This is a genomic window from Paracoccus sp. MKU1 (assembly GCF_001447385.1).
Taxonomy (GTDB): Bacteria; Pseudomonadota; Alphaproteobacteria; order Rhodobacterales; family Rhodobacteraceae; genus Paracoccus.
In genome coordinates this window covers 1-25,440 of record NZ_LLWQ01000196.1, presented here as the reverse complement: position 1 = coordinate 25,440, position 25,440 = coordinate 1, and the positions used below count along the sequence as shown (strand labels likewise).

Annotated in this window: 23 protein-coding genes; 11 read left to right on the top strand and 12 right to left on the bottom strand. The window is 69.6% G+C overall.

From position 1 onward, the window contains the following. Positions 1–39: 39 nt before the first annotated feature. Positions 40–552: an AmiS/UreI family transporter gene (locus tag AQY21_RS18105; protein ID WP_058099013.1), complete on the top strand. Its 513-nt coding sequence runs from the start codon at positions 40–42 to the stop codon at positions 550–552. Here AQY21_RS18105 and AQY21_RS18100 read toward each other — a convergent pair whose 3' ends face one another. From AQY21_RS18100 to AQY21_RS18085, 4 genes are all read right to left on the bottom strand, one after another. Beyond that, a complete protein-coding gene (locus tag AQY21_RS18100; RefSeq protein ID WP_058099012.1) occupies positions 553–2,637 on the bottom strand; it encodes an NAD-dependent epimerase/dehydratase family protein in 2,085 nt (694 codons plus the stop codon). A 9-nt stretch (positions 2,638–2,646) separates the two neighbouring features. Continuing rightward, positions 2,647–3,609: a glycosyltransferase family 2 protein gene (locus AQY21_RS18095; RefSeq protein ID WP_058099011.1), complete on the bottom strand. Its 963-nt coding sequence runs from the start codon at positions 3,607–3,609 to the stop codon at positions 2,647–2,649. Positions 3,610–3,697: 88 nt separating this feature from the next. Further along, positions 3,698–4,882, bottom strand: coding sequence for an HPP family protein (locus tag AQY21_RS18090; protein WP_058099010.1), 1,185 nt, complete (start codon positions 4,880–4,882; stop codon positions 3,698–3,700). A gap of 106 nt (positions 4,883–4,988) precedes the next feature. Then, on the bottom strand, positions 4,989–5,678 hold the full coding sequence (locus tag AQY21_RS18085; protein WP_238986821.1) for a GntR family transcriptional regulator: 690 nt from the start codon (positions 5,676–5,678) through the stop codon (positions 4,989–4,991). Between the two features lie 302 nt (positions 5,679–5,980). Between AQY21_RS18085 and AQY21_RS18080 the strand changes: the two genes are divergently transcribed. The 7 genes from AQY21_RS18080 (at position 5,981) to AQY21_RS18050 (ending at position 13,874) form a co-directional block, all read left to right on the top strand. Further along, positions 5,981–7,216, top strand: a complete 1,236-nt coding sequence (locus AQY21_RS18080) for an NRAMP family divalent metal transporter (protein WP_058099009.1) — start codon at positions 5,981–5,983, stop codon at positions 7,214–7,216. Between the two features lie 56 nt (positions 7,217–7,272). Beyond that, complete coding sequence (locus AQY21_RS18075) at positions 7,273–8,046, top strand: LamB/YcsF family protein (RefSeq protein ID WP_058099008.1); 774 nt, start codon at positions 7,273–7,275, stop codon at positions 8,044–8,046. Next, complete coding sequence (locus AQY21_RS18070; RefSeq protein WP_058099007.1) at positions 8,043–8,834, top strand: putative hydro-lyase; 792 nt, start codon at positions 8,043–8,045, stop codon at positions 8,832–8,834. The genes AQY21_RS18075 and AQY21_RS18070 overlap by 4 nt, the downstream gene beginning before the upstream one ends. Positions 8,835–8,836: 2 nt before the next feature. Further along, a complete protein-coding gene (locus tag AQY21_RS18065; protein WP_058099006.1) occupies positions 8,837–10,390 on the top strand; it encodes an urea amidolyase family protein in 1,554 nt (517 codons plus the stop codon). Next, complete coding sequence (locus AQY21_RS18060; protein ID WP_152988264.1) at positions 10,387–12,153, top strand: biotin carboxylase N-terminal domain-containing protein; 1,767 nt, start codon at positions 10,387–10,389, stop codon at positions 12,151–12,153. Before AQY21_RS18065 ends, AQY21_RS18060 begins: the two co-directional genes overlap by 4 nt. Positions 12,154–12,232: 79 nt before the next feature. Continuing rightward, entirely contained in the window at positions 12,233–13,267 is a 1,035-nt protein-coding gene (locus tag AQY21_RS18055) for an AbrB family transcriptional regulator (protein ID WP_058099066.1), read from the top strand. A gap of 43 nt (positions 13,268–13,310) precedes the next feature. Beyond that, positions 13,311–13,874, top strand: coding sequence for a HutD family protein (locus AQY21_RS18050; protein WP_058099005.1), 564 nt, complete (start codon positions 13,311–13,313; stop codon positions 13,872–13,874). Here AQY21_RS18050 and AQY21_RS18045 read toward each other — a convergent pair. The 3 genes from AQY21_RS18045 to AQY21_RS18035 form a co-directional block, all read right to left on the bottom strand. Further along, positions 13,871–15,643: a monovalent cation:proton antiporter-2 (CPA2) family protein gene (locus AQY21_RS18045; protein WP_065169956.1), complete on the bottom strand. Its 1,773-nt coding sequence runs from the start codon at positions 15,641–15,643 to the stop codon at positions 13,871–13,873. The two genes, AQY21_RS18050 and AQY21_RS18045, sit on opposite strands and share 4 nt — an antisense overlap. Before the next feature lie 70 nt (positions 15,644–15,713). Then, complete coding sequence (locus AQY21_RS18040; RefSeq protein ID WP_058099003.1) at positions 15,714–16,733, bottom strand: LLM class flavin-dependent oxidoreductase; 1,020 nt, start codon at positions 16,731–16,733, stop codon at positions 15,714–15,716. Beyond that, positions 16,730–17,704, bottom strand: coding sequence for a LysR family transcriptional regulator (locus AQY21_RS18035; protein ID WP_058099002.1), 975 nt, complete (start codon positions 17,702–17,704; stop codon positions 16,730–16,732). Before AQY21_RS18035 ends, AQY21_RS18040 begins: the two co-directional genes overlap by 4 nt. A gap of 121 nt (positions 17,705–17,825) precedes the next feature. Here AQY21_RS18035 and AQY21_RS18030 point away from each other — a divergent pair, with 121 nt between their 5' ends. Next, positions 17,826–18,770: a ring-cleaving dioxygenase gene (locus AQY21_RS18030; RefSeq protein ID WP_058099001.1), complete on the top strand. Its 945-nt coding sequence runs from the start codon at positions 17,826–17,828 to the stop codon at positions 18,768–18,770. A 154-nt stretch (positions 18,771–18,924) separates the two neighbouring features. Next, the gene (locus AQY21_RS18025; RefSeq protein ID WP_058099000.1) at positions 18,925–19,326 is read left to right on the top strand and encodes a DUF1801 domain-containing protein; all 402 of its coding nucleotides are present in this window, start codon (positions 18,925–18,927) and stop codon (positions 19,324–19,326) included. A gap of 31 nt (positions 19,327–19,357) precedes the next feature. On the opposite strand, the gene AQY21_RS18020 is transcribed toward AQY21_RS18025, so the two are convergent. The 4 genes from AQY21_RS18020 to trpA form a co-directional block, all read right to left on the bottom strand. After that, positions 19,358–19,951, bottom strand: coding sequence for an NADPH-dependent FMN reductase (locus AQY21_RS18020; RefSeq protein ID WP_058098999.1), 594 nt, complete (start codon positions 19,949–19,951; stop codon positions 19,358–19,360). A gap of 250 nt (positions 19,952–20,201) precedes the next feature. After that, the gene (locus AQY21_RS18015; RefSeq protein WP_058098998.1) at positions 20,202–21,731 is read right to left on the bottom strand and encodes a VOC family protein; all 1,530 of its coding nucleotides are present in this window, start codon (positions 21,729–21,731) and stop codon (positions 20,202–20,204) included. Between the two features lie 12 nt (positions 21,732–21,743). Further along, the gene (locus AQY21_RS18010) at positions 21,744–22,361 is read right to left on the bottom strand and encodes a glutathione S-transferase family protein (RefSeq protein WP_058098997.1); all 618 of its coding nucleotides are present in this window, start codon (positions 22,359–22,361) and stop codon (positions 21,744–21,746) included. A gap of 113 nt (positions 22,362–22,474) precedes the next feature. Next, positions 22,475–23,272 carry a tryptophan synthase subunit alpha gene (gene trpA / locus AQY21_RS18005; protein WP_058098996.1) on the bottom strand — a complete coding sequence of 266 codons (798 nt, stop codon included), beginning with the start codon at positions 23,270–23,272 and terminating at the stop codon, positions 22,475–22,477. 128 nt (positions 23,273–23,400) lie between these two features. On the opposite strand from trpA, the gene ychF reads away from it, so the two are divergent. Beyond that, complete coding sequence (gene ychF, locus AQY21_RS18000) at positions 23,401–24,498, top strand: redox-regulated ATPase YchF (RefSeq protein ID WP_058098995.1); 1,098 nt, start codon at positions 23,401–23,403, stop codon at positions 24,496–24,498. A gap of 125 nt (positions 24,499–24,623) precedes the next feature. On the opposite strand, the gene AQY21_RS17995 is transcribed toward ychF, so the two are convergent. Then, on the bottom strand, positions 24,624–25,316 hold the full coding sequence (locus AQY21_RS17995; RefSeq protein ID WP_065169955.1) for a GntR family transcriptional regulator: 693 nt from the start codon (positions 25,314–25,316) through the stop codon (positions 24,624–24,626). Between the last annotated feature and the right edge of the window lie 124 nt (positions 25,317–25,440).

Genomic DNA, 25,440 nt, shown 5'->3' with positions numbered 1-25,440 from the left:
AACTGCCCGAACCGCGGTCAGGCTTGCGCAGGAGGTCTGATGCTTACCGGGTTCGTGCTGTTCTATGTCGGAGCCGTGCTGTTTCTCAACGGCCTTTGGCTGCTGGGCCGGATCGCCGATCGCGAGATCGTCGTCATCAACGTCGTCACCGCGCTGGTTTCGGGCGCGGCGGTGCTGCATGACGCCTTCGGCGATGGCGCCAGCGCGGCCAGCATCCGCAACGGCGCGCTGAGCCTGCTGTTCTGCACCACCTATCTGTGGGTCGCCTATAACCGGCTCAGCGGTGCGGATGGTCGCGGCCTGGGCTGGTTCAGCCTGTTCGTGGCGGTGACGACCGTGCCGGTGTTCCTGCGCGCGCTGGCGGCGGCGAGGTCCGCGACCGAGCTGTGGCTGGCGGCGAACTGGGCCGTCTGGGGCGTGCTGTGGCTCATGTATTTCCTGCTGCTGGCGCTTGGTCGCCCGATCCAGCGGCAGACCGCCTGGGTCACGCTGCTGGCCGGGATCTTCACCGGCTGGCTGCCGGGTTTCCTGCTTCTGGACGGCCTGATCTGATCACCAGAACAGGTGCGCCTCGTCGATGGCGCGGCGCCAGAAGGCGTCCCGGTCGGCCTCGGGCGCCCAGCCCAGCAGGCGCTTGGGCTTGGCATTGTCGAAAGGCGACAGATGCCCGCGCGACTTCCAGTCCGCCAGCGAGGCCGGCGCTGTGCCCTTGCGGCGCAGGGCATGGCGCTTCAGCCCCTGCTTGACCGCATCGACCGCCCAGAGCGCGGTCAGGTTCGAACCGCTGACCTTCAGCCGCGCCCCGGTGCGGCGATGGATGGCGTCGAAATAGTCGCGGCCCGAGAACATCGGCTCGCCGATCAGGTTGAAGCTTTCGCCGATGGCCTCGTCGCGCTCCATCATGGCGATCAGCCCGTCCGAGACGTCGTCGGCCAGCACGAAGGGCAGGATGTTGCGGCCGTTGCCCCACAGCCGGACCGCCCCGGCGCCGTGCCAGCGGCCGATGCCCCAATGCTGCAAGGGGCCGCCGTCGCCCAGCACGATGCCGGGCCGCGCGATCGCCAGCCGCAGGCCCTGCGCCTGCATGGCGATCAGCCGGCGCTCGCCCTCGGCCTTGGACCGCGCATAGATGTTGCGGCTGTCCATGGCGCCGAAACCGGTCGCCTCGGTGATGGTGCGGGCGGGGTCCGACATGTCGTAGGAGGCGATGGTGCCGGTATGGACCAGCCGCCCGACGCCGGCGCGGATCGCGGCGCGGCCGATGCGCTCGGTCGTGGCCACGTCGTTTTCCAGCGCCGCCTGCCAGCTCTTGTCGGTGGATTTCGCCAGGTTGAAGACGCAATCCATGCCCTGCATGGCTTGGGCCAGCCCGTCCTCGTCGCGCATCGACACGGCTAGCGTCTCGACATGGTCGGCGATGTCGGGAAAGGGACCGTTGCGTCCGCGCGACAGCACCCGCACGTCGTGGCCGCGCTGGACCAGCCGCCGGGTCAGGTTGCGGCCGATGAAGCCGGTGCCGCCGATCACCATGACGCGCGGCCGCGGCGTGCCCACAGGCCGGGCCGGGACCGGGGGCAGGGCGGGCAGGCGGACCAGCGCATCCTCGACCCCCCGCATCACCGCGCGGGCCGAGGCGGGCGCAAAGCGCGGGTCGGGCCGCGCGGCGCGGATGCCGTCGTAGAAGGCCGCGATGGTGGCGCGGAAGCTGAGCCCATAGGGGCTTTTCTGGTTCAGCGAGGCGGCTTGGCGCAAGGCGTTCCGCGCCCCTTCGCGCAGATGCGCCCCGGCGCGGGACAGTTCCTTGACCAGCGGGTTCAGCACCAGATCGGCGGTATTGTCGCGCGTCAGCACCAGCGCATCCGCCGCATAGTCCAGCCGCGCCATGCCGGATGAGCCGCGCAAGCTGACCGAGCGGTCGTCGAAGGTCTCGACCAGCGACAGGGCGATGGTCACGTCCACCTTGCCGGCGCGGGCCAGGATGCGCCAGCTTTGCGGCCGCTGCTCGCCGCCGGGCAGGGTGATCCATTGGCCCAGGCTGACATGCTCGACCTCCAGCGGGCCGAACAGGTCCACGGCGAAGGAGAAGGGGTGCGGGCCAAGCTCCAAGAGCAGGTTCCGCGTTTCGCGCAGCATCCACAGCCCATAGGGCCCCGAGCGCAGCGGCACCAGCGGCAGCGACCAGTTGATCTGCGCGCTGGAGACCAGGCCCAGATCGCCCGCCCGCACCGCCCGCTTCAGCCGCTCGTAACCGGGCAGGCCCAGGAAATTGTGGCAGGCGCCAAGCTGGCGGCCGGCGGCCGTGGCGGCCGCTTCCATCTCGTCGATCTCGGCGACAGACAGCGCCACGGGCTTTTCGACCAGCACATGCAGGCCGGCGTTCAGGCATTCGACCGCCAGGTCACGGTGCAGGTTCGGCGGCGTCAGGATATGCACCACGTCGCAGATCCCGGCCGCGATCATCTGGTCCAGGTCGGCAAAGGCGGCGACGCCATGGCTGGCGGCCAGCGCCTCGGCCGCGTCGCGGGCGGGATCGCAGACCGCGACCAGCCGCGCGCCCGGCGCGGCCTTGATCGCATCGGCATGCCACGAGGCGATGTAGCCGGCCCCCAGAATGGCGACGCGCAGGTCCGAGGTCATGGCAAGCTCCTATTTATACTCGATAATATGCATGGCGTCGCCCCGCTGGCGGCGACGGAAATATGTCAGCATTCCCAGGAGGTTGGGGATCTTGGCCAGCGTCAGCAGCGCGGCCTGTTTCGCCGCCATCGGCTGGCCCTTCAGCCCCTTGAGGGTCTTCCAGAAGGACAATGCGTAAAGCCCCAGCACCGCCAGCGAAAGCCAGAGGCTGGTAAACAGCCCCAGCAGGAAAAGCAGCGGCAGCGCCAGCCCATAGACCCAGACCCGCATCTGCTCGCGCTTGAAATGCGGCGGGTGCATGCGGCCCACCTGCGCGAAGCCGTGGCCGTTGCGGATGGTGCGCTGCCACCATTGGCCAAAGCGGGTCATGTCCGCGTCATGCCAGGTCATCTGCACCGGCAGGCGCAGCAGCTTCCAGCCCGCCTTGCCGAGGCGCAGGCAGAATTCGTCATCCTCGGCGGCGATCACCGCCGGGTCGAAGCCGCCGACCTGGCGAAAGGCCGCGACGCGCACCATCATGTCGCCGCCGCAGGCCACGATGGGGCCGGCGGGCCGGTGCCAGTCCACCTCGCACATCTGGTTGTAGACCGTGGCCGTGGGGTGGATCTCGGAGCGCCAGCCGGTGACGAGGCCCAGCCCCGGGTCGTCCTGCATGGCGGCGATGCCGGCCTCCAGCCAGCCGGGCTCGACCCGGCAGTCGCCGTCGACGAACTGCACCAGATCCAGATCGCCCCCGGCCAGCAGCGCCTCTGCCCCCGCATTGCGGGCGCGGGCGGCGGTGAAGGGAACCGAGCTGTCCAGCTCGACCACGGCGACGCCGAGGTTGCGGGCAAAGGCGACGCTGTCGTCGCGCGAGCCGCTGTCCACATAGACCACCCGTTCGCAAAGCGGCACCAGCGAGCGCAGGCAGGCTTTCAGCCGCTCGCCCTCGTTGCGGCCGATCGCCACGGCGCCCAGCGTGGGACGGGTCATGATTCCCTCAGGGTTGTTCCGGTCAAGGAAACCTATCCCTGCCCGGCCGCTTTCCGCAATGCGGCGCGGCCTGTCGTTATCGGCATGTTCAATGCGCCGGCAGGTCCTGCCGCAGGCTTTGCCGGGCCAGGGCCGAGATCAGGTCGGTCTGGGTGACGATGCCGACGATGCGCGGCCCGTCCAGCACCGGCACCGCGTCGCATTCGCCCGAGGCCAGCATCGGCAGCAGCGCCCCGATGGGCGTGTCGGGCGCGACATGCGGCGGGTCGGTCTGCATGATCTCGCGCGCACGGGTCGGCATGCCGCGCCTGGGGGTCAGCAGGTCCGACATGGCGACGGAAAACCGGCGGTCGTGGCGAAAGGCGTCGTCGCGGGCACGGCGGATCAGATGCAGCTGGAAGATCACGCCCAGGAAATGGTCGCCGTTCTCGACCACCGGCAGCGAGGTGAAGCCGTGCTTGCGGAAGATGTCGGCGACGCGCACCAGCCGGGTCTGCGGGCCGACGGTGACCAGGTCGCGCGACATCACGTCCGCCGCGGTCAGCGGCCCGGTGCGATGGGTGGCGGCTTGCAATTCGGCGGCGCCGATCAGCCGGGCCAGATCCTCGACGCCCAGGTTCAGCGACTGGCGATAGCGTTGCAGGATCTCGGTCAGTTCCTCCCTGGACAGGCCCAACCGCTCCATCGCCGGATGGTCGGCGGTGCCGTGCGGGCCCGGCTCGTCGAACTGGCGGAAAGGATAGCGCCTTCCCGTCAGCCGGGCATAGATCATGGCAAAGCCGACCAGCGCCAGCGTGCCGGCCAGCACCGGCGCCAGCACGAAGTGAAAGCCCAGTTCGCGGATCGCCTCGGGGTTCAGCGCGGCGGTCATGGCGACCGCGCCGGCCGGCGGATGCACGGCGCGCAAGAGAATCATCGCGGTGATGCTGAGCCCTACCGCCAGCGCCACGCAAAGCGCCGAATGCGGCGTCAGCATGCAGGCCAGCACCCCGACGGTGGCGGCGATGCAATTGCCGACCACCGCCGACCAGGGCTGGGCCAGCGGGCTGTTCGGCACCGCGAAGACCAGCACCGAGGTCGCGCCGAAGGGCGCGATCATGTAAAGCCCCAGCCGCAGGTCGGTCGCCGGCGACAGCAGGAACAGGCCCGAGACGCCCAGCCCCACCAGCGCGCCGATCCCCGCCCGCAGCGCCTCGCGCGCAGAGCCGGGCGCGATCGCCGGGCCGAGGGCCTGCGTGATCTGGTGCAGCACGGCCCCGGCCGGTCTGGTCATCCGAGCTTGTCCTTCGCGCCTGCCCGCAAAACGGGCTTCCGATGCGCCTAATTGTCGCAGGAACGGGCAGGTTGCAAGTCCCCGGAAAGGCTGAGCTGCGGCATCGTCAGCCCAGCCGGGCAAAGGCCTCCAGCACGGCGCGCTCGGATTGGGTCAGGTAATCTTCCAGCATCCGGGCAGCGCCGGCCGGGTCGCCGGCCTCCAGCCTGCCCAGAATCTCGGCATTGCGCGAGATATAGGGGCGGTGCAGCAGCTCGGGGCTGTCCAGCAGGCCGAAGGCCAGCCGCAGCTCGGCGATGATCTGGGTGAAGAACTGGATCAGCCGCGGGCTGTCGGTCAGCGCCACGATGGCGGCGTGGAACTCCATGTTGGCGCTGCCGACGCCGCGCCAGTCGGGGATGGCTTGCAGCGCCCCGGCCCGCTCGACGGCGGCGCGCATCCGGGCCACGGCGGCATGGCCGGGCCAGGCCTGGGCCAGGGCCGGCACCTCGATCAGCCGGCGCACCCGGTAGATGTCGAGGATCGAGGCCATCGAGGGCACGGCGACGAAGACGCCCCGGTTCGGCTCGTGCCGCAGGATGCCCTCGCGCGTGAGCAGGCGGAACACCTCGCGCAGCGTATTGCGCGAGATGTCCAGCTCGGCCGCCAGCCGCGCCTCGGACAGGCGCTGGCCGGGCACCAGCGCGCCGCCGGTGACCTGGTCGCGCAGCCGGGCGGCGACGCCTTCGGCAAGGCTGGCGGCGGGACTGGGGGCGGGTTCGCGGGGGTCCGCCATCGCGGCAGGTTCCTTGGTCATGGGCGGGGATCATGGCTCGAACGTCAGGGGTCGGGCGATCTTGGCCGAGAGGCCCGGGGCAGGCAAGGCGTGCCGCGCCGATTCGCCGGCTTTTCCGGCGCCTTGCAGGGACCATCGCCGCCCCATGAGCGGGCAGGAAGCCGCCGGACTGCCCATGATCCGCACAGATTATCCCTGCTTTTATCATACTTTGTTCAACAATTTAATCATGCATGTCAAATTATCGTTGACGGATTGTCTTGTTGAATTCACAGTCGAGCCATTCCCAAGACGCACTCCACCCTTGCAGCAGGAGCAGACTGATGGCCGAATCCGTCACCTCCCCCTCTGCCGCCTCGGCTGCCGCGCGCGGCGGTTTCATGGCGGCGATCTTCCTGATGGCGACCTCGGCCATCGGGCCGGGCTTCATCACCCAGACCGCGACTTTCACGGCAAAGCTGGGCGCCGCCTTCGCCTTTGCCATCCTCGCCTCGATCGTGATCGACTTCGTGGTGCAGCTGAATATCTGGCGCATCACCGCGCTGACCCGGCGCAACGCCTCGGACACCGCGAACGCGGCTATTCCCGGCGCGGGCTATCTGCTGGCGGTGCTGGTGCTGGTCGGCGGGCTGGCCTTCAACATCGGCAACATCGCCGGGGCGGGGCTGGGCCTCAACGCCATGTTCGGGCTGGAGCCCAAGATCGGCGGCGCGCTGTCGGCGGCCCTGGCCATCGGCATCTTCCTGTCGCGCCGGGCCGGGCTGCTGCTCGACCGGTCGCTGATCGGGCTGGGCCTGCTGATGATCGGCATGACGCTGGTCGTCGCCGTGGTCTCGAACCCGCCGGTTGGCGATGCGATGCGGCAGATGGTGCTGCCCGAGATCGTCGATTTCGCCACTATCACCACCATCGTCGGCGGCACTGTCGGCGGCTACATCACCTATTCCGGCGCGCACCGGCTGCTCGACAAGGGGCTGGTGGGCGAGCAGAACCTTGCCGCCGTCACCCGCGCCTCGCTGACCGGGATCGCGGTCACGGGCGTCATGCGCTTCATCCTGTTCCTGGCCATCCTGGGCGTCGTCGCCTCGGGCGTGACGCTGGACCTGTCCGGCCAGGCCGCGAACCCCGCCGCGCAGGCCTTTGCCGTGGTGCTGGGCGAATGGGGCATGCGCATCTTTGGCCTGATCTTCTGGGCTGCCGCCATCACCTCGGTCATCGGCGCGGCCTACACCTCGGTCAGCTTCCTGGTCGCCTTCCGCACCATGGGCGACCGCGACCGCAACATCGCCACGGTGATCTTCATCGCCATCTCGCTGGCGGTCTATCTGTCGCTGGGCACCGCGCCGGCCGCCATCCTGGTCTTCGTCGGCGGCTTCAACGGGCTGATCCTGCCCATCGGCCTGACGATCTTTACCTATGTCGGCTTCGCGCGGGCCGACCTGATGGGCGGCCATGTCTATAACCGGCCGCTGCTGATCGCCAGCGCCGTGGTCTGCGCGCTGACCTGGTATATGGGCTTCAAGTCCATCGGCCCGATCTTTGCCTTCCTGGCCGCCTGAGCCATGATCGCGGCAGGCCCCCGCGGGCCCGCCGCCCCAACGTCCCGGAGGAACACATGACCCGCAACATCGACCTGAACAGCGATCTGGGCGAGGGCTATGGCGCCTGGAAGATGGGCGACGACGCCACCATGCTGGGCATCGTCAGTTCGGCCAACGTCGCCTGCGGCTTTCATGCCGGCGACCCGCTGACCATCCTGGCCACCGTGCGCGAGGCGGCGGCGCGGGGCGTGGCGGTGGGCGCGCATGTCTCCTATCCCGACCGGGTGGGCTTCGGCCGCCGGCCGATGGACGTGACCCATGCCGAACTGGTCGCGGATGTGATCTATCAGATCGGCGCCCTGCAAGGCCTCTGCGCCAGCGCCGGCACCCGCGTCTCATACGTCAAGCCGCACGGCGCGCTTTACAACACCATCGCCGTGGATCCGAAACAGGGCGCGGCGGTGATCGAGGGCATCAAAGCCGTCGATCCGGGGTTGGCCATGATGGGTCTTGCCGGGACGCAGATCCTGGCCCAGGCGGCCGAGGCCGGCCTGCCCACCATTGCCGAGGCCTTCGCCGACCGGGCCTATCGCCCCGACGGCCAGCTGGTCTCGCGCCGCGAGGCCGGGGCGGTGCTGCACGACCCCGAGGCCGTCGCCGCCCGCATGCTGCGCCTGGCGACCGAGGGCGAGATCGAGGCGGCGGACGGCTCCACCCTGCGCCTTCAGGCCGACAGCATCTGCGTGCATGGCGACAGCCCCGGCGCGGTGGCCATGGCCGCCCGCATCCGCGAGGTGCTGCTGGCGGGCGGCGTGTCCATCGCCCCGGCTGCGGGGGGTGCGGCATGACCCTGCTGCCCGATCCGGCCTCCGCCCGCGCCGCCCGCCTGGCCTGCCGCGAAGGCGCCCCGCGTCCCACGGCGGGCATGGCGCCGGGCTTCACCCAGTGCAACATGATCGCGCTGCCCAAGGACTGGGCCTGGGATTTCCTGCTTTACGCGCAGCGCAACCCCAAGCCCTGCCCGGTGCTGGACGTGACCGATCCCGGCGGCCATCGCACCGCGCTTGCGCCCGATGCCGACCTGCGCACCGACATCCCGCTGTATCGCATCTGGCGCGACGGCGTGCTGGCCGAGGAAACCCCCGACGCCAGCGCGGCCTGGGCCGAGCATCCCGATCTGGTGACCTTCCTGATCGGCTGCTCGTTCACCTTCGAGACGCCCCTGCAACAGGCCGGGATCGAGATCCGCCACATCGCCGAAGGCTGCAACGTGCCGATGTTCCTGACCGACCGCGACTGCCGGCCGGCGGGGCGGCTGCATGGCAAGATGGTCGTCTCGATGCGGCCGATCCCGGCGGGACGGGTGGCCGAGGCGGCGATGATCTCGGGCCGCACGCCGGCGGTTCACGGCGCCCCGGTGCATATCGGCGCGCCCGAGGCCCTGGGCATTGTCGACCTGTCGCGTCCCGATTTCGGCGACCCGGTGCCGATCCGGCCGGGCGAGGTGCCGGTGTTCTGGGCCTGCGGCGTGACCCCGCAGGCGGCGCTGATGGCGTCGAAACCGCCCTTCGCCATCACCCATGCGCCGGGCTACATGTTCATCACCGACGTGCCCGACACGCATTGGCAGGTGTGACCATGCGCTTCCTGCCCATCGGACCCCGGACCCTGCTGGCGGAACTGGACGACCTGGACCAGACGCTGGCGCTGTTCGACGCGCTTCTGGCCGATCCGGTGCCGGGCGTGGCCGAGATCGTCCCGGCCGCGCGCACGCTGATGATCCGCACAGCGCCCGGCACCGCCGCAGACGCGCGGCTGGCCGGTGCGGTGCTGGCCCGCCGGCCAGCCCCCGGCACGCCGCCCGCCGCCCGCGCCAGCGAGACGGTCGAGCTGCCCGCGACCTATGACGGCGAGGATCTGGCCGATGTCGCCGCCCATATGGGCCTGACCGAGGCCGAGGTGATCGCCGCCCATCAGGAAACCATCTGGCAGGTGGCCTTTTGCGGCTTCGCGCCGGGCTTCGCCTATATGACCTGCGACGACCCGCGCTTCGACCTGCCGCGACGACCGGCGCCGCGCACCCGCATCCCGGCGGGTTCGGTGGCGCTGGCCGGACGCTTCTGTGGCGTCTATCCGCAGGAAACGCCGGGTGGCTGGCAGCTGATCGGCCGCACCGAGGTGCCGATGTGGGACCTGAGCCGCGACCCACCGGCGCTGCTGCGCCCCGGCGTGCGCTGCCGTTTCGTGGCGCGCAAGGCCGAAGTCCACGCCTCGGCCGCCGTCCCGCAACCGCAGCCCGAGCAGGGCCTGCGCGTCCTGTCCACCGCCTTTCCCATCGTCTTTCAGGACGAGGGGCGGCCGGGGCAGGGCGGGCAGGGTGTCTCGGCCTCGGGTGCGCTGGACATGGGCGCGGCGCGCCGGGCCAATCGCGCCGTCGGCAACCCTTCGGACGCGCCGGTGCTGGAGATCACGCTGGGCCCCGTCCGCCTGAAAGCCGACCAGCCGATGCTGCTGGCCCTGACCGGCGCGGCGCAGGCCAGCGTCGCCGGCCATGCCGTCCCGCGCGGCGCCGCATTCGCCGTCGATGCGGGGGAAGAGATCGCCATCGATCCGCCCGGCGCGGGCATGCGCAGCTATCTCGCCCTGCGCGGCGGGTTCCGGGTCGCGCCGGTCCTGGGCTCGGCCGCCACCGATACGCTGGCCCATGTCGGGCCGGAGCCGATCACGGCGGGCACGGTGCTTGCCCCTTTGAGCCGTCCCGCCGTTGCCGCAGCCGCCGCCGAGGCCGAACCCGCGCTGCCGAAACCCGGCGATCTGGTCGAGCTGCCGGTGACGCTTGGCCCCCGCGCCGACTGGTTCACGCCCGAGATGGTGCGGCATTTCCTGGCGCAGGAATGGCTGGTGACGCCGCAAAGCTCGCGCGTCGGCATCCGTTTGCAGGGCGATGCGGTGACGCGGGTGGATGCGACCGAACTGCCCTCGGAAGGGACCGAGACCGGCGCCATCCAGATCCCGCATTCCGGCCAGCCGGTGCTGTTTCTGGCCGACCATCCGCTGACCGGCGGTTATCCGGTCATCGCCACCCTGCGCCCCGAGGCGCTGGACCTGGCCGGGCAGATCCCGCCCGGCGCCCGCATCCGCTTTACCGCCAGCGCCGATTTCGCCCCCATCACGCCAGAGAGGCCCGCATGACCATCTTTGCCACCGGCCCCACCCGCCCGATCCGCCGCCTGCTGATCGCCAACCGGGGCGAGATCGCCGTCCGCGTGATCCGCGCCTGCCGCGACGAGGGCATCGAAAGCGTCGCCGTCTATGCTGATGCCGACCGCGACGCGATCTTCGTGCGCATGGCCGACCAGGCCCACGCTCTGGGGGGCGACAGTCCCGCCGAGACCTATCTAGATGCCGGCAAGATCATCGCCATCGCCCGGGCGGCCGGGGCGGATGCCATCCATCCGGGCTATGGCTTCCTGTCCGAGCGTGCCGAATTCGCGCAGGCGGTGCAAGATGCCGGGCTGATCTGGATCGGCCCCGATCCGAAGGTGATCGAGGCTTTGGGCGACAAGATCGAAGCCCGCCGCATCGCCGAGGCCGTGGGTGCGCCGCTGGTCGCCGGCACCCCTGGCCCGGTCGAAAGCGCCGCCGAGGCGCTGGCTTTCGCGAAGCAGCACGGCCTGCCCATCGCCATCAAGGCCGCTTTCGGCGGCGGCGGGCGCGGCATGAAGGTCGCCTGGCGGCTGGAGGAGGTCGAGGAGCTGTTCGAATCCGCCACCCGCGAGGCGCTGACCGCCTTCGGCCGTGGCGAATGCTTCATCGAGCAGTTCCTCGACCGTCCGCGCCATGTCGAGGCGCAGGTGCTGGCCGACAAGCACGGCACCGTCAAGGTGATCGGCACCCGCGACTGTTCCCTGCAACGCCGCAACCAGAAGCTGGTCGAGGAGGCGCCGGCGCCCTTCCTGACCGACGAGCAGCGCGCCCGCATCCACGATTCCGCCCGCGCCATCTGCGCCCATGCCGGCTATTCGGGGGCGGGGACGGTGGAATACCTGCTGTCCGCCAATGGCACGATTTCCTTTCTCGAGGTGAACACCCGGCTTCAGGTCGAGCATCCGGTGACCGAGGAAACCACCGGCATCGACCTGGTGCGCGGCATGATCCGCGTGGCGCAAGGGGCAAGGCTGGCCGACGAGACGGTGCCCGAGCCGCGCGGCCATGCCATCGAGTTCCGCATCAATGCGGAAGACCCGGCCCGGGGGTTCCTCCCCACTCCCGGGCCGGTCGAGGTCTTCGATGCGCCCTCGGGGCCGGGCATCCGCATGGATAGCGGCGTGGCCCAGGGCTCGGTGGTGCCGGGCAGCTTCGATTCGCTGATGGCCAAGCTGATCGTGACCGGCGCGACCCGGCAGGAGGCCTTGCAGCGCGCCGAACGGGCGCTGCGCGAGTTTCGCATCGAGGGCGTGGCCTCGGTCCTGCCCTTTGCCCGCGCCGTGCTGGCCCAGCCGGATTTCCGCGCCGAGGACGGGGATTTCCGCGTCCATACCCGCTGGATCGAGACCGATTTCGCCGAGGCGCTGGCCGAGGCGGTCGCGCCCCATGCCCGCGTCGCGCCGGCCGCGCCGGCGCCACTGCTGCGCCTTGCCATCGAGATCGACGGCAAGCGGCACGAGCTGGGCCTGCCCGCGAACCTGCTCTCGGCCCTGCCCGCCGGCGGCGCCCCTGCCGTGCAGGCCGCGCCCGAGGCGGATGAGGCGGTGCTGACCGCGCCGGTCCCCGGAACGCTGACGCTGTGGCAGGCCGAGGACGGGGCCGAGGTCGAACCGGGCCAGGTCGTCGCCGTCATCGAGGCGATGAAGATGGAGACCCGCATCGAGGCGCATCGGGCGGGCAAGCTGACCCGCATCGCCGCGCAGGGCGAGGTGCTGGGTTTCGGCGCGGCCCTGGCGCGGATCGGCTGAGCCGCTTTGACATTCCCCGGCGGGCCGTGCCAATTCGGCCTGCCGGCGCGTGGGCGCCGGATGCCCGCCGGGAATGACGATGAACCTGCCGAAACGCCGCCTCCTGACCTTTGCGCTGGCCGCCCTGGGCGGCGCGGCCTTTTTGCTGCTGCACCTGCCGCTGCCCATGCTGCTGGGACCGATGCTGGCCTGCCTGATCGCGGCGCTGGCCGGCGCGCCCCTGGCCGGGGCCGGGCAGTTCGGCATCTTCATGCGCACCATCCTGGGGGTGGCGGTCGGCGCCTCGATTACGCCCGGCGTGCTGGCGGAATTGCCGGACGTGGCGGCATCGCTGCTTTTCGTGCCGGGCTTCATCGGCGTGATCGCGCTGGTCGGCTATCCCTTGTTCCGCCGCGCCTTCGGCTTCGACCACGCCACGGCATGGTATGGCGCCATGCCCGGCGGCTTGCAGGACATGCTGGTCTTTGGCGAAGAGGCCGGCGGGGACATCCGCGCGCTGTCGCTGATCCATGCGACGCGGGTTCTGGTGATCGTCACCGTCGCGCCGCTGATCATGACCGGCTGGTGGGGCGTGGACCTGTCGCAGCCGCCCGGCACGCCGATGCGCGCCACCGGCGCAGCCGAGATCGCGCTGATGGTCGCTGCCGGGCTGATCGGCTGGAAGGGGGCCGAGCGGCTGGGCATCTTCGGTGCCTCGATCCTGGGGCCGATGGTGCTGACGGCGGCGCTGTCGCTGTCGGGCCTGATCACCCAACGCCCGCCGGCCGAGATGATCCAGGCCGCGCAATTCTTCATCGGCATTGCCGTCGGGGTGAAATACGCCGGCATCACCCTGCGCGAATTGCGGCTGCATGTCACGGCGGGCATGGTCTATGCGCTGCTGCTGGCCGCGATCAGCCTGGTCTTCATCGAGGTGATCGTCTTTCTGCGGCTGGCCCCCGCGCTCGACGCCTTCCTGGCCTTCCTGCCGGGCGGCCAGGCCGAGATGGTGGTGATCGCCCTGATCGCCGGCGCCGACCTGGCCTATGTGGTCAGCCATCACCTCTTGCGTATGATCATCGTCATCGTGCTGGGGCCGGTGGTGGGCAAGGTGCTGGGCCGGCGCAGCGGCTGACGCAACCGCGGCCCGATCGGGCCGGAATCCAAGGAGGAACCGCATGAGCCATCGCATCCTGAAAGCCGCCGACCATCGCCGCATGCCGTGGAAGAACGGCCGCGGCGAGACGGTCGAGATTGCCGTTCACCCTGAGGGCGCGGGTCTGGCCGATTTCGGCTGGCGCGTCAGCATGGCCGGGGTGACCGAGGACGGCGATTTCTCGATCTTTCCGCAGATCGACCGCACGCTGGCGGTGCTGACCGGCGAGGGGGTCGAGTTGCAGGTGCAGGGGCAGCCCACGCAGCGGCTGACCCCGGACAGCGAGCCGCTGGCCTTTCCGGCGGATGTGCCGACCTCGGCGCGGCTGCTGGCGGGGCCGATCACCGACCTGAACGTGATGACCCGGCGGGGCGCCTTTGCCCATCGGCTGGCGCGGCTGACCGAAGTGGCCGAGGGCGCGCCCGATTGGCGGCTGCTGCTGGCCACGGCGCCGGTGGTGCTGGATTTCGCCGGCGGGACCGTGGCGCTGGACCAGCTCGACGCGCTGTTCTGCGAGGGGCCGGAGGCCGCGCTGCCGGTCGGTCCCGCCCCGGATGTCTGGCTGATCGAGATCGGCCGCGCCTAGGCCTTGCGGTTGCCGAGCAGCAGGTCGCGGCCGGCGAAGATGCCGCCGACGCATTCCATCTGAAACCGCTCCATGTCGCGGCCGCGGATCTCGGCCATGACCTCCTCGACCGCGTCGGGGTCGTCGCCAAGCTGCAACAGTGCCTCGCGCCCCATGGCGAAGGCGCTCTCCAGCGTCTCGCGCAGCTGGTAGTCGGCGCCGGCCTCGATCAGCTCCCGCGCATGTTCGCGGTCGAAGGCGCGGGCGATGACCGGGACCAGCGGGAATTCATGCTTGGCCAGCTCGACGATGCGGGTCACGGCCTGCCTGTCGCCGGGCACCGCGACGATCAGGCTGGCATTGCCGGCGCCGGCGGCATGCAGGATGTCCAGCCGCGCCCCGTCGCCATACCAGACCTTGAAGCCGAATTCGTCGGCATCGCGGATGGTCTGCGGATCGCTTTCGATGATCGAGATGGAATGCCCGCGCGCGATCAGCGGCTGGCTGACGATCTGGCCCATGCGGCCGAAGCCGATCATCAGCACCCGCGCCTCCAGCCCCTCGGCCGCTTCGACCCCGTCGAGCGAGGGGGCGGGTTTCGGCGCCAGCCGGTCGTGCAGGATGATCATCAGCGGCGTCAGCACCATCGAGACGATGACGATGGCGGTCAGCACGGCATTGTCCTGGCCGCTGATGATGCCGAACTGCATGGCGCTGGAATACAGCACGAAGGCGAACTCGCCGCCCTGCGCCATCAGCACTGCGCGCTCCAGCGCCTCGGCGCGGCTGGCGCGCAGCACCCGGCCGACGGCATAGATCACCAGCATCTTCAAGAGCATATAGGCCGGCACGCAGATCGCGATCAGCGCCCAGTTGGCGGCGATGATCCGCAGGTCCAGCGCCATGCCGACGCCCAGGAAGAACAGCCCCAGCAGCAGGCCGCGAAACGGCTCGACATCCGCCTCCAACTGGTGGCGGAAGCTGGATTCCGACAAAAGCACCCCGGCCAGGAAGGCGCCCATCGCCATGGACAGCCCGCCCCATTGCATCAGCAGCGCCGCGCCCAGCACCACCAGCAGCGCGGCGGCGGCCATCACCTCGCGCCCGCCGAACCGCGCCAGCAGGCCGAACATCGGGTTCAGCAGATAGCGCCCGGCCGCCACCAGCGCGGCGATGCAGCCCAGCCCGACGGCGATGCCCAGAAGGCGCTGGGGCAGGGTGACCTCCTCGCCCCCCGGCGCCAGGAAGGCGACCAGCGCCAGCAGCGGCACGATGGCCAGGTCCTCGAACAGCAGGATGGCGATGATGCGCCGGCCCTTGGGCAGGGCCATTTCATTGCGCTCGGCCAGCATCTGCATGACGATGGCGGTCGAGGTCAGCACGAAGCCGGTGCCCGAGACGAAGCTGGCGGCGACCGGAAAGCCGAGCGCCAGCCCGACGCAGGTCAGCACCGCGATGGCCAGCAGCACCTGGGCAAAGCCCAGCACGAAGATCTCGCCCCGCATCGCCCAGAGGCGCGAGGGCTGCATCTCGAGCCCGATCACGAACAGGAACAGCACCACGCCCAACTCGGCCACATGGATGATCGCCTGCGGGTCGTGGAAATAGCCAAGGCCGAAGGGCCCGATCGCCAGCCCCGCCGCCAGATAGCCCAGCACCGAGCCCAGCCCCAGCTTGCGAAACAGCGGCACCGCCAGAACCGCCGCCGCCAGCAGCACGACCACGCTCAGCAGCGGCACCCCGCCGCCATGCCCCGCCGCCTCGGCGGCGGCTGTCATCTCTGTTGCCATCCGGCCTCCGTTCGCGCTGGTTTCCGGGGCAAAGCCTATACCCGGCGGCCCCGATCACAAAGCGCCGCGCTCAGCGCCAGCCAAGCGCGGGGGCGACGTGCTTGAGTATCGCCTCGATGACATGGGCGTTGTAATCGACGCCCAGCTGGTTCGGCACGGTCAGCAACAGGGTGTCGGCCTCGGCGATGGCCTCGTCCTCGCGCAGCTCCTCGATCAGCCGGTCGGGCTCGGCGGTATAGCCGCGGCCGAAGATCGAGCGGGTCTCCTCGATGAAGCCGATCTGGTCGGCTTCCTTGCCGCCGCGGCCGAAATACATCCGGTCGCGGTCGTCCAGCAGCGGAAAGATCGAGCGGCTGACCGAGACCCGGGACTCGCGCTCATGCCCCGCCGCCGCCCAGGCCTCGCGATAGGCGCGGATCTGCTCGGCCTGCTGGATGTGGAAGGGCTTGCCGTTCTCGTCCGTCTTGAGGGTCGAGCTTTGCAGATGCATGCCCAGTTGCGCCGCCCAGCGGGCGGTGTCGTTCGAGGCCGCGCCCCACCAGATCCGCTGGCGCAGGCCGGGCGAATGCGGCTCGATCCGCAGCAGGCCGGGCGGGTTCGGGAACATCGGGCGCGGATTCGGCCGGGCGAAGCCGTGCCCCTCGATCACGTTCAGGAACACCTCGGCATGGCGGCGGGCCATGTCGGCGTCGCTTTCGCCCTCGGCCGGGGAATAGCCGAAATAACGCCAGCCCTCGATCACCTGCTCGGGCGAGCCGCGCGAGATGCCCAGTTGCAGCCGCCCCTGCGCGATCAGGTCGGCCGCCCCGGCATCCTCGGCCATATACAGCGGGTTTTCATAGCGCATGTCGATGACCGCGGTGCCGATCTCGATGCGCTTGGTGCGCGCGCCCACCGCCGCCAGCAGCGGAAAGGGCGAGGCGAGCTGGCGGGCATAGTGATGGACGCGGAAATAGGCGCCGTCCGCGCCCTGCTCCTCGGCGGCGACGGCCAGTTCGATGGATTGCAGCAGCACGTCCTGGGCGCTGCGGGTCTGCGAGGCCAGCTCGTCAGACCAATGGCCGAAGGACAGGAAACCGATCTTCTTCACGGGACGACCTTTGGGGTTGAGGGTTCCTGGGATATGGGATCGCGGCGGCCCGAGCCCCAGCCCGCCTGCCAGGCCGGGCTGTGCAGTTCCGCGGTCAGATGGTCGATGAAGCGGCGCAGCTTGGCCGGCATGGGCTGGACCGGCGGCCAGACCGCGACGATGGGCAGCGGTCTGGTGCCATGGCCGGGCAGCACCCGCTCCAGCCGCCCGTCCGCCAGCGCGGGCGCGACGATAAAGCCGGGCAGGATGGCCAGCCCCAGCCCCTCGATGGCCATGTCGCGGATCGCCTCGCCATTGTTCATCGACAGCCGCCCCTGCACGAAGGGCGAGACGAAGCGGTCGCGGTCCTGGAACTGCCAGAGCTGGCTGTTGGGCAGGTGGCTGTAGCCGATCACCTCATGCTCGCGCAGGTCGGCCAGGGTCTGCGGGCGGCCCATGCGGTCCAGATAGGCGGGGCTGGCGCAGGCGATGCTGTCATCCTCGCACAGCTTGCGCTGCATCAGCGCCTTGTCGCGCATCTTGCCGATGCGGATGCCGATGTCGAAGCCCTCGCGCGCCAGGTCGCGGCTGCGGTCGTCGAAATCGACGCTGATCTCCAGCTCGGGGTTCTGGGCGGCGAAACGGGCGATGATCGGCCCCAGATGCAGCACGCCGAAGCTCATCGGCGCGGCGATGGACAGGCTGCCGCGCAGCGGCGCCAGCCCGTCCATGTCCCAGGCGGTGCTTTCGGCGGCCGCGACCAGCTCGGCCAGCGCCGGGCGCAGCCGCTCGGCCAGGCGCAGCGCCGCCTCGGTGGGGGTGATGCGGCCGGCATTGCGGCGAAACAGCGCCGCGCCCAGCGTCGCCTCGAGGTCGGTGATCCGCTTGCTGACCACGGATTTCGACAGGTTCAGCCGCGCGGCGGCGGCGGTGACGGTGCCCAGCTCCATCACCGTCAGGAAGGTTTCAAGGTCGTTCAGGTCGTAGCGCATGGCCCGAACTTACCCTGTCCCGCGCCGTTCGCAATAGCCGAACGCGATGTTCGCGGCCGCTCCGGTGGCGGAAACGCCGGCAATGCCCGATATTGGTGCCAAGAGAGAAAGGAGGCCCATCATGGAACTCACCGGAATTCACCACCTGACGGCGATCACCGCCGATGCGCCCGGCAACAAGCGGTTCTATACCGACACGCTGGGGCTGCGGCTGGTCAAGAAGACCGTCAACCAGGACGACACCAGCGCCTATCACCTGTTCTATGCCGACGGGCTGGCCCGTCCCGGCACCGACCTGACCTTTTTCGACTGGCCGGCGGCGCCCGAGCGGCGCGGCACCCATTCGATCAGCCGCACCGGGCTGCGGGTCGCGGGCGACAGCCTGGACTACTGGGCCGGCCGGCTTGCGGATCGTGGCCTGACCGTGGGGCAGATCGGCGAGATCGACACCCGTGCCAGCCTCGACTTCGAAGATCCCGAGGGCCAGCGTTTCCGCCTGACCGAGGATGCACCCGATGCCGTGACCGCGCCCTGGGAAAAAAGCCCGGTGCCGGCGCAGCACCAGATCCACGGGCTGGGGCCGATCACCATCTCGGTGCCCGACCTGGCGCCGACCGAGATCGTGCTGACCCAGGTGATGGGCCTGCGCAAGGTGCGGGACTATGCCAGCCCCGACGGGCACGGCACCGTCCATGTCTATGAGATGGGGCAGGGCGGCCCTGCGGCCGAACTGCATGTCGCGGTCCAGCCCGATCTGCCGGTGGCGCGTCAGGGCGCGGGCGGCGTGCATCACGTCGCCTTCCGCGTGCCCGACAAGCCGGCCATTCACGAATGGGCCAAGCGGCTGTCCGGGATGCGCGTGCCCAATTCGGGCGAGGTCGAGCGCTACTACTTCCGCTCGCTCTATTTCCGCGAGCCGGGCGGCAACCTGTTCGAGATCGCCAGCGACGATCCCGGTTTCGCCGTGGACGAACCGCTGGAGAGCCTGGGCGAGACGTTGTCCCTGCCGCCCTTCCTGGAAGGGCAGCGCGCGCAGATCGAGGCGCGGCTGAAGCCGCTGGGCTGAAGAACCGCAACCCCTGACGAACAAGGCCGTCGGAGCGATCCGGCGGCCTTTTCCCTGCGCGCGGGAATCCGCCCGCAGCCGGCGGGCCTGTTGCCGCGTTGCGGCTTTCGCCCCATGCTCCGCTCCGCGACAGGACGAAAGGGAGTTGCAGGGCATGAGCCAGCCGGAAACCGAGACGCCCGCCTCGGAACGGATCGACGCGCGGATCGAGGAACTGGGCGACTGGCGCGGCGAGATGCTGGCGCGGCTGCGCTGCCTGATCCACGAGGCCGATCCCGAGGTGGTCGAGGAATGGAAATGGCGCGGGGTGCCGGTCTGGTCGCATGACGGCATCCTCTGCACCGGCGAGACCTACAAGCAGGTGGTCAAGATGACCTTCGCCAGGGGCGCGGCGCTGGAGGATCCCTCGGGCCTGTTCAACGCCAGCCTGGAGGGCAGCACCCGCCGCGCCATCGACCTGCGCGAGGGGGATCGGATCGACGCCGAGGCGCTGAAGGCGCTGATCCGCGCCGCCGTGGCGCTGAACCGGGCCAAGAAAAAGGGGCGGTCGAAGTGACCGCCCCCGCCTGTTGACTGATCTGATCGCCTCAGGCGGTTTTCGCGCGCTGCGCCATGGTCGCCTCGGCCCACCAGCGCAGCTCGTCCAGCATCGCGTCCAGCGCCGGCAGCAGGTTCGCCTCGACCTCGGCCATCTCGCCATTGGCGCCCAGCGGCGAGACCTTGAAGAAATCGCCGCCGCCCAGATGCACGGCATTGCGCAGCGGCACCATCTGCAATTCGACCGCGATGCCGCGCAGGTGCTCGATGGCGCGGGCGGCGCCGACGCCGCCATAGCCCATGGCCGCCGCCGGCTTGCGGTTCCATTCGTTATAAGCCTGGTCCAGCGCGTTCTTCAGCGAGCCGCTGACCGAGTGGTTGTATTCCGAGGTCACGAAGACATAGCCGTCGAACTCGGCCAGCTTCCGCTGCCATTTCACCGCGCGCGGATCCTGCGACGGCACCCAGAGGTTCGAGGCGACCTCGTCGAACAGCGGCAGGTCGTAATCGCGCAGGTCCACCAGCTCGAAGCTCATGTCCTCGCGTTTTTGCGCGTTCTCCAGCAGCCAGCCGGTCGGCTTGTCGGCAAAGCGCGCGGCGCGGGTCGAGCCGATGATGATGGCGATATGCGGTTTCCTGGTCATGGGTCTTATCCTTCGTGATGGTGCTGCGGGCCGGTCGCGGCCGCGTGGTTGAATGCCGTGGCCTCAAACTGGCCCTTGCGGGGCTTTCGGGCAAGCCAACCGGAATCGGAAGCGGCGTTCGAAAATCGGAAACAGCTTGCCTGGCGTGCGGAAAAGAGCGGGCGGGTCTCGCGACCCGCCCGCCCATCTTCTCTGTTGCATAAATACCCCTGCGGCAGCGCGGACAGGCGCCGCGCTGTCGGTCCGACCCTCAGTCGCGGGCCAGCCAGTCGGTGGCCGCAGTCAGGTCGTCGGGTTGAAGCTCATGCCCGGCCGCGATCGTCCGGGCATCCAGTGCCGCGCCGCCGCCCTGCAGGGCGTGCTCCAGCGCCGGGGCCATGCGGGCAAAGGGGTCGCGGGCGCCGGTCAGCATCAGCACCCGGCTGCCGGCCAGGGTCTGCGCGTCCAGCGCCGGCGGCTGCTCCAGCACCTGCACGGCGCGCAGCAGCACCACGCGCCCGATCAGGCCGGGATGCAGCTGCATGACCGCGCCCAGCAGGTTGGCGCCATTGGAATAGCCCAGATAGGTCAGCGCCTTGGCGTCCAGCGCGTAGGCCCGCGCGGCTTCGTCGATGAAGCCGGCAAAGGCCTCGGCCTCGGCGCGGATATCGGCCTGGTCGTAGGTCACCGCGTCATAGCGGCGGAACCAGCGATTGATGCCTTCCTCGGTCGAGCGGCCGCGGACGCCCAGTAGCGTGGCGTTCGGCGCGATCCGATGCGCCAGCGGCATCAGGTCGGATTCGTTGCCGCCGGTGCCGTGCAGCAGGACGATGGTGCTGCCGTCCGGGTTTTCCGGCCGGTGGAAGCGGTGGATGAAATGCAGATCGCGCATCGGGCTCCTTTCCTCGCCCGGCAGGGCGAATTGCGGCAGGATCACGCGCAGGTCCTCGGCGCGGGCCGCGTCATGGGGCGGGACGAACAGCGTCTCGCCCAGGTGCTCGGCCGCCTCGTCCACGGTGAACCCGGGGGCGTCGGTGGCATATTCCAGCAGCGTTCCCGCCGGCTCGCGCACATAGAGCGACAGGAAATATTTCCGGTCATGCACGCTGGTCGCGTCGGTATCCTTCAGCGCCAGCCGCATCCGGCGCAGCGCATCGGCATCCGGCGCGCGAAAGGCGACGTGATCCAGGATGCCGGTGCCGGGAATGCCCGGAAAGAAGCCGGTGGCGTCGCGGATGTCGACGACATCCGTGTCGGATTCCATGCGCTGCACCGCGCCCTCGGCCGCGCCGGGACGATAACCGAAGCGGGTCAGGAAATCGCGCGTTACCGCGGGCTGCTCGGTCAGGACGGTGACGCCGCGCAGCCGCGTCGGCGCGATCGGATCGGGCAGGGGCGCCGCGGCGGGCAGGCCGGCCCCCACCAGCTTGACGATCACGCCGTCGGGGTCCTTGAGGCGCAGCACCGTCTCGCCCCGCTCGCGCAGCGGTCCCTCGACCGGCAGGCGGGCGGTCATGGCGCGGGTCAGCCAGTCGCCGATGCTTTCGGGCGGCACGGCCAGCGCGATTTCCGCCACCTGGCCATGGCCGACCCGGCCCGGCGCCCCGTCCTCCCACACCAGGAAGGTGACGAGCGAGCCGGGCGAGCCGAGCGCGTCGCCATAGAACAGGTGCAGTTGCTCGGCATCCTCGAACCCGCCGGTGCGCTTGACAAGACGCAGGCCCAGGAAGCCGGCGTAGAAATCGACATTGGCCTGCACCCGGCGGGTGATGCCGGTGACGTGATGGATGCCGGTGGGCATGGTTTTTTCTCCTCAGGCGCCCTCTTCGCGGGCAAGGACGGTCTGCACGGCCGGATCGGCCGCGATGCGGTCATGCAGGGCCTGCACATTGGCCCAGCCCTGGATCCCCTCGGGCAGCAGTTTCGCGGCCCAACGCAGCATCGGAAAGGCATAGGCGTCGATCACCGAGCGGCGGGCCAGGATCCAGTCGCGGCCCTCCAGATGTGCGTCCAGCAGCGCCAGCCGCTTGCGGACCAGCTTGCGCGCGGCTTCCTGCACCGCCTCGCGGTCGGCCTGATCGCGGCTGGTGGTATAGCGCTGCGGCGTGAACAGCGGGAAGAAGGCCGGATGCAGGTCGCCGGTGAAGAAGCTCGACCAGCGGTCGAGTTCCGCCTGCGCCCGCAGGTCGTCGCCGCCACCCAGATCGGCCTCGGGATGCTTGCGCGCCAGATGATGCAGGATCGCGCCCGCCTGGGTCAGGATCCAGCCGTCATCCTCGCGCAGCACCGGGACGGCACCCGCCGGGTTCACGGCCAGAAGCTCGGCCGAGCCGAATTCGACCGCCACGGCCTCATAGGGCGCATGGGTCCATTCCAGCACGATATGGGGCGCGAGCGAGCAGGCGCCGGCATGGTAGAACAGGGTGGGCATGGGATCCTCCGTCTTGCGATGCGTCCAAGATAGCGCGACGCCGCGTTTCCCCAACCGTCAAAGGCGGGAACGCGGCGTTCTGCATCGTCGAACGCACCGGGCTGAGGATCGGTTCAGGCGCTATGCGCGCCCTTGGCCAGGTCCGCGACGAAGGACAGGATCTCGGGCACCGGGCGGCCCTCGCCGATCAGCTTGACGATGGCCGAGCCCACGACGCAGCCGTCGGCCACGCCCGCCACGGCCTGCGCCGCCTCGGGGGTCGAGATGCCGAAGCCGACGACGACCGGCAGCTTGGCGGCGGCGCGGATGCGGGCGACCTCGGGCGCGACCTCGGCGGCATTGGCGGCGGGGCCGCCGGTGATGCCGGTGACCGAGACGTAATAGACGAAGCCCGAAGTGTTCTGCACCACCGCCGGCAGGCGCCGGTCGTCGGTGGTCGGCGTCGCCAGGCGGATGAAGTTCAGCCCGGCCTCGCGTGCCGGCAGGCACAGCTCGGCATCCTCTTCGGGCGGCAGGTCGACGACGATCAGCCCGTCCACGCCGGCCTCGACCGCCTCGGTGATGAAGCGGTCCACGCCGCCCTGCCGGGCATAGATCGGGTTGTAATAGCCCATCAGCACGATGGGGGTGGCATCGTCGTCCCGGCGAAAGGCGCGCACCATGTCCAGCACCCGGCTGACGCTGCCGCCGGCCGCCAGCGCGCGCTGGCCCGCCGCCTGGATGGTGGCGCCGTCGGCCATCGGGTCGGTGAAGGGCATGCCCAGTTCGATGATGTCCACGCCCGCGCCCGGCAGGCCGCGCATGATCTCCAGCGAGCGGTCGAAATCCGGGTCGCAGCCCATCATATAGGCGACGAAGGCCTTGCCGCCCGTCTCGGCCAGCCGCGCGAAAGTGTCGTCGATTCTGCTCATGCGCCCCGGATCTCCTTCATGACCGCCCAGCCCTAGCCCGGCTTGAGGGGCAAGATCAACGGCCCGCCACTGGACTTGGGCGTCATCGCCCCATAATAAGCGCGAAAATCCGGGAAAAGGGGTGCATCATGGGCTTTCGCATGGGGATCGTCGGCCTGCCGAACGTGGGCAAATCGACGCTGTTCAACGCGCTGACGAAAACCGCCGCCGCGCAGGCTGCGAACTTTCCCTTCTGCACCATCGAGCCGAACGTGGGCGAGGTCGCGGTGCCCGACCCACGGCTGGACAAGCTGGCCGGGATCGCCGGGTCCAAGCAGATCATCCCGACCCGCATCACCTTCGTCGACATCGCCGGCCTGGTGAAGGGCGCGAGCAAAGGCGAGGGCCTGGGCAACCAGTTCCTGGCCAATATCCGCGAGGTCGATGCCATCGCCCATGTCCTGCGCTGCTTCGAGGATGGCGACGTCACCCATGTCGAGGGTCGCGTCGATCCCATCGCCGATGCCGAGACCATCGAGACCGAGCTGATGATCGCCGACCTGGAATCGGTCGAGCGGCGGCTGGCCAATATCCAGCGCAAGCTGAAGGGCGGCGACAAGGAGGCCGTGGCGCAGGAAAAGCTGCTCAAGGCCGCGCAGGCGGCGCTGGAATCCGGCAAGCCCGCCCGGACCGTGCAGGTCGCGGACGAGGACCGGAAAGCCTGGGACATGCTGCAGCTGCTGACCGCCAAGCCGGTCCTGTTCGTCTGCAATGTCGAGGAAGACAAGGCCGCCACCGGCAACAGCCAGTCCGAGCGCGTGGCGCAGATGGCGGCCGAGCAGGGTGCCGGGCATGTGGTGATCTCTGCCAAGATCGAGGAGGAGATCAGCCAGCTTCCCGCCGAGGAAGCGACGATGTTCCTCGAGGAGATGGGCCTGCACGAGGCCGGCCTGGATCGCCTGATCCGCGAGGGCTACAAGCTTCTGGGCCTGGAGACCTATTTCACCGTGGGCCCGAAAGAGGCCCGTGCCTGGACCATCCACAAGGGCACCTTGGCCCCGGCGGCGGCGGGGGTGATCCACGGCGATTTCGAGCGCGGCTTCATCCGCGCCGAGACCATCGCCTATGACGACTACGTCACCTGCAAGGGCGAGGCCGGCGCGCGCGAGGCCGGCAAGTTCCGCGTCGAGGGCAAGTCCTATGTGGTGCAGGACGGCGACGTTCTGCATTTCCTGTTCAACGCCTGATCGCCCCGGCGGTTTTCGGCGGCCGGACGGCGGCCGTTTGCGAGCCCTTGGTCAGCCGCCGGTTGACCTGGGCCCGCTTTCCCTGGGGCCCGACATCTTCCTGTTGCCGCTTTTTTTTTGCGCGTCTACCCAGCGGCCTTGATGGCCTCGTCAATGGTGCTGGCGTTGATGATGATGTGGGTGGTCAGGGCGAGATGGTCCGTCATTGCCGCGACCGCGCTGTCGGCGTCACGGGCGAGGGCCGCATCGGCGATGGCCTTGTGCTCGGCTTGCAGGTCGCGCGTGGCCCGGTCCAGCGGCACGGAAAAGTTGCGATAACGCTCGGACTGGGTATAGAGCATCTCGCGGATCCGCAGCAGCCAGGGGCTGTCGCAGGCGGCGACCAGGGCCTCGTGGAAACGCCTGTGGGTCTCGGCCCAGACTGCGTTGACGCGCTGGGGATCGGCGGGATCGGTCAGTTCCAGCCGCGACAGCTCGAACAGGCTCGACACGATGCCGGATTCCCATTTTAGGTTGCCATTACGGATGGCGCTGCGCAGGCATTCACCCTCGATCAGGATGCGCGTGCGGGTCAGGTCCTCCAGCTCGGCCTGGGTGATCGGGGCGACGCGGTAACCCTTGTTGGTCTCGGGCACCACCAAACCCTCCGAGGTCAGGCGCGACAGTGCTTCGCGCACTGCGCCCAGGCTGTAGCCGAGCTCGGCGACGATGTCCGAGATCTTCAGCTTCTGCCCCGGCGCCAGCCGGCAGGCCAGAATGTCGGCCTTGACCTTGGCATAGGCGCGGTCGCTGAGGCTGTCCTCCTTGGTCTTGCTCATGTCATGGATCATCGATTGTCGTTACAGGAATATGCGGGGTCCGGGTTCATAGCATAACCGGCGGCATCCTGGCTGGACAGTCTTTCGTGGATCATCGCTTGTCGAAAGTATAATATATTATTAT

Coding starts and splice junctions, on each gene's coding strand:
- AQY21_RS18080 (WP_058099009.1), top strand. CDS start 5,981: ATGGCCGAATCCGTCACCTCCCCCTCTGCCGCCTCGGCTGCCGCGCGC.
- AQY21_RS18015 (WP_058098998.1), bottom strand. CDS start 21,731: ATGCCCACCGGCATCCATCACGTCACCGGCATCACCCGCCGGGTGCAG.
- AQY21_RS18055 (WP_058099066.1), top strand. CDS start 12,233: ATGAACCTGCCGAAACGCCGCCTCCTGACCTTTGCGCTGGCCGCCCTG.
- AQY21_RS18010 (WP_058098997.1), bottom strand. CDS start 22,361: ATGCCCACCCTGTTCTACCATGCCGGCGCCTGCTCGCTCGCGCCCCAT.
- AQY21_RS18090 (WP_058099010.1), bottom strand. CDS start 4,882: ATGACCAGACCGGCCGGGGCCGTGCTGCACCAGATCACGCAGGCCCTC.
- ychF (WP_058098995.1), top strand. CDS start 23,401: ATGGGCTTTCGCATGGGGATCGTCGGCCTGCCGAACGTGGGCAAATCG.
- AQY21_RS18030 (WP_058099001.1), top strand. CDS start 17,826: ATGGAACTCACCGGAATTCACCACCTGACGGCGATCACCGCCGATGCG.
- AQY21_RS18075 (WP_058099008.1), top strand. CDS start 7,273: ATGACCCGCAACATCGACCTGAACAGCGATCTGGGCGAGGGCTATGGC.
- trpA (WP_058098996.1), bottom strand. CDS start 23,272: ATGAGCAGAATCGACGACACTTTCGCGCGGCTGGCCGAGACGGGCGGC.
- AQY21_RS18025 (WP_058099000.1), top strand. CDS start 18,925: ATGAGCCAGCCGGAAACCGAGACGCCCGCCTCGGAACGGATCGACGCG.
- AQY21_RS18070 (WP_058099007.1), top strand. CDS start 8,043: ATGACCCTGCTGCCCGATCCGGCCTCCGCCCGCGCCGCCCGCCTGGCC.
- AQY21_RS18065 (WP_058099006.1), top strand. CDS start 8,837: ATGCGCTTCCTGCCCATCGGACCCCGGACCCTGCTGGCGGAACTGGAC.
- AQY21_RS18035 (WP_058099002.1), bottom strand. CDS start 17,704: ATGCGCTACGACCTGAACGACCTTGAAACCTTCCTGACGGTGATGGAG.
- AQY21_RS18045 (WP_065169956.1), bottom strand. CDS start 15,643: ATGGCAACAGAGATGACAGCCGCCGCCGAGGCGGCGGGGCATGGCGGC.
- AQY21_RS18095 (WP_058099011.1), bottom strand. CDS start 3,609: ATGACCCGTCCCACGCTGGGCGCCGTGGCGATCGGCCGCAACGAGGGC.
- AQY21_RS18085 (WP_238986821.1), bottom strand. CDS start 5,678: ATGACCAAGGAACCTGCCGCGATGGCGGACCCCCGCGAACCCGCCCCC.
- AQY21_RS18020 (WP_058098999.1), bottom strand. CDS start 19,951: ATGACCAGGAAACCGCATATCGCCATCATCATCGGCTCGACCCGCGCC.
- AQY21_RS18050 (WP_058099005.1), top strand. CDS start 13,311: ATGAGCCATCGCATCCTGAAAGCCGCCGACCATCGCCGCATGCCGTGG.
- AQY21_RS18100 (WP_058099012.1), bottom strand. CDS start 2,637: ATGACCTCGGACCTGCGCGTCGCCATTCTGGGGGCCGGCTACATCGCC.
- AQY21_RS18105 (WP_058099013.1), top strand. CDS start 40: ATGCTTACCGGGTTCGTGCTGTTCTATGTCGGAGCCGTGCTGTTTCTC.
- AQY21_RS17995 (WP_065169955.1), bottom strand. CDS start 25,316: ATGAGCAAGACCAAGGAGGACAGCCTCAGCGACCGCGCCTATGCCAAG.
- AQY21_RS18060 (WP_152988264.1), top strand. CDS start 10,387: ATGACCATCTTTGCCACCGGCCCCACCCGCCCGATCCGCCGCCTGCTG.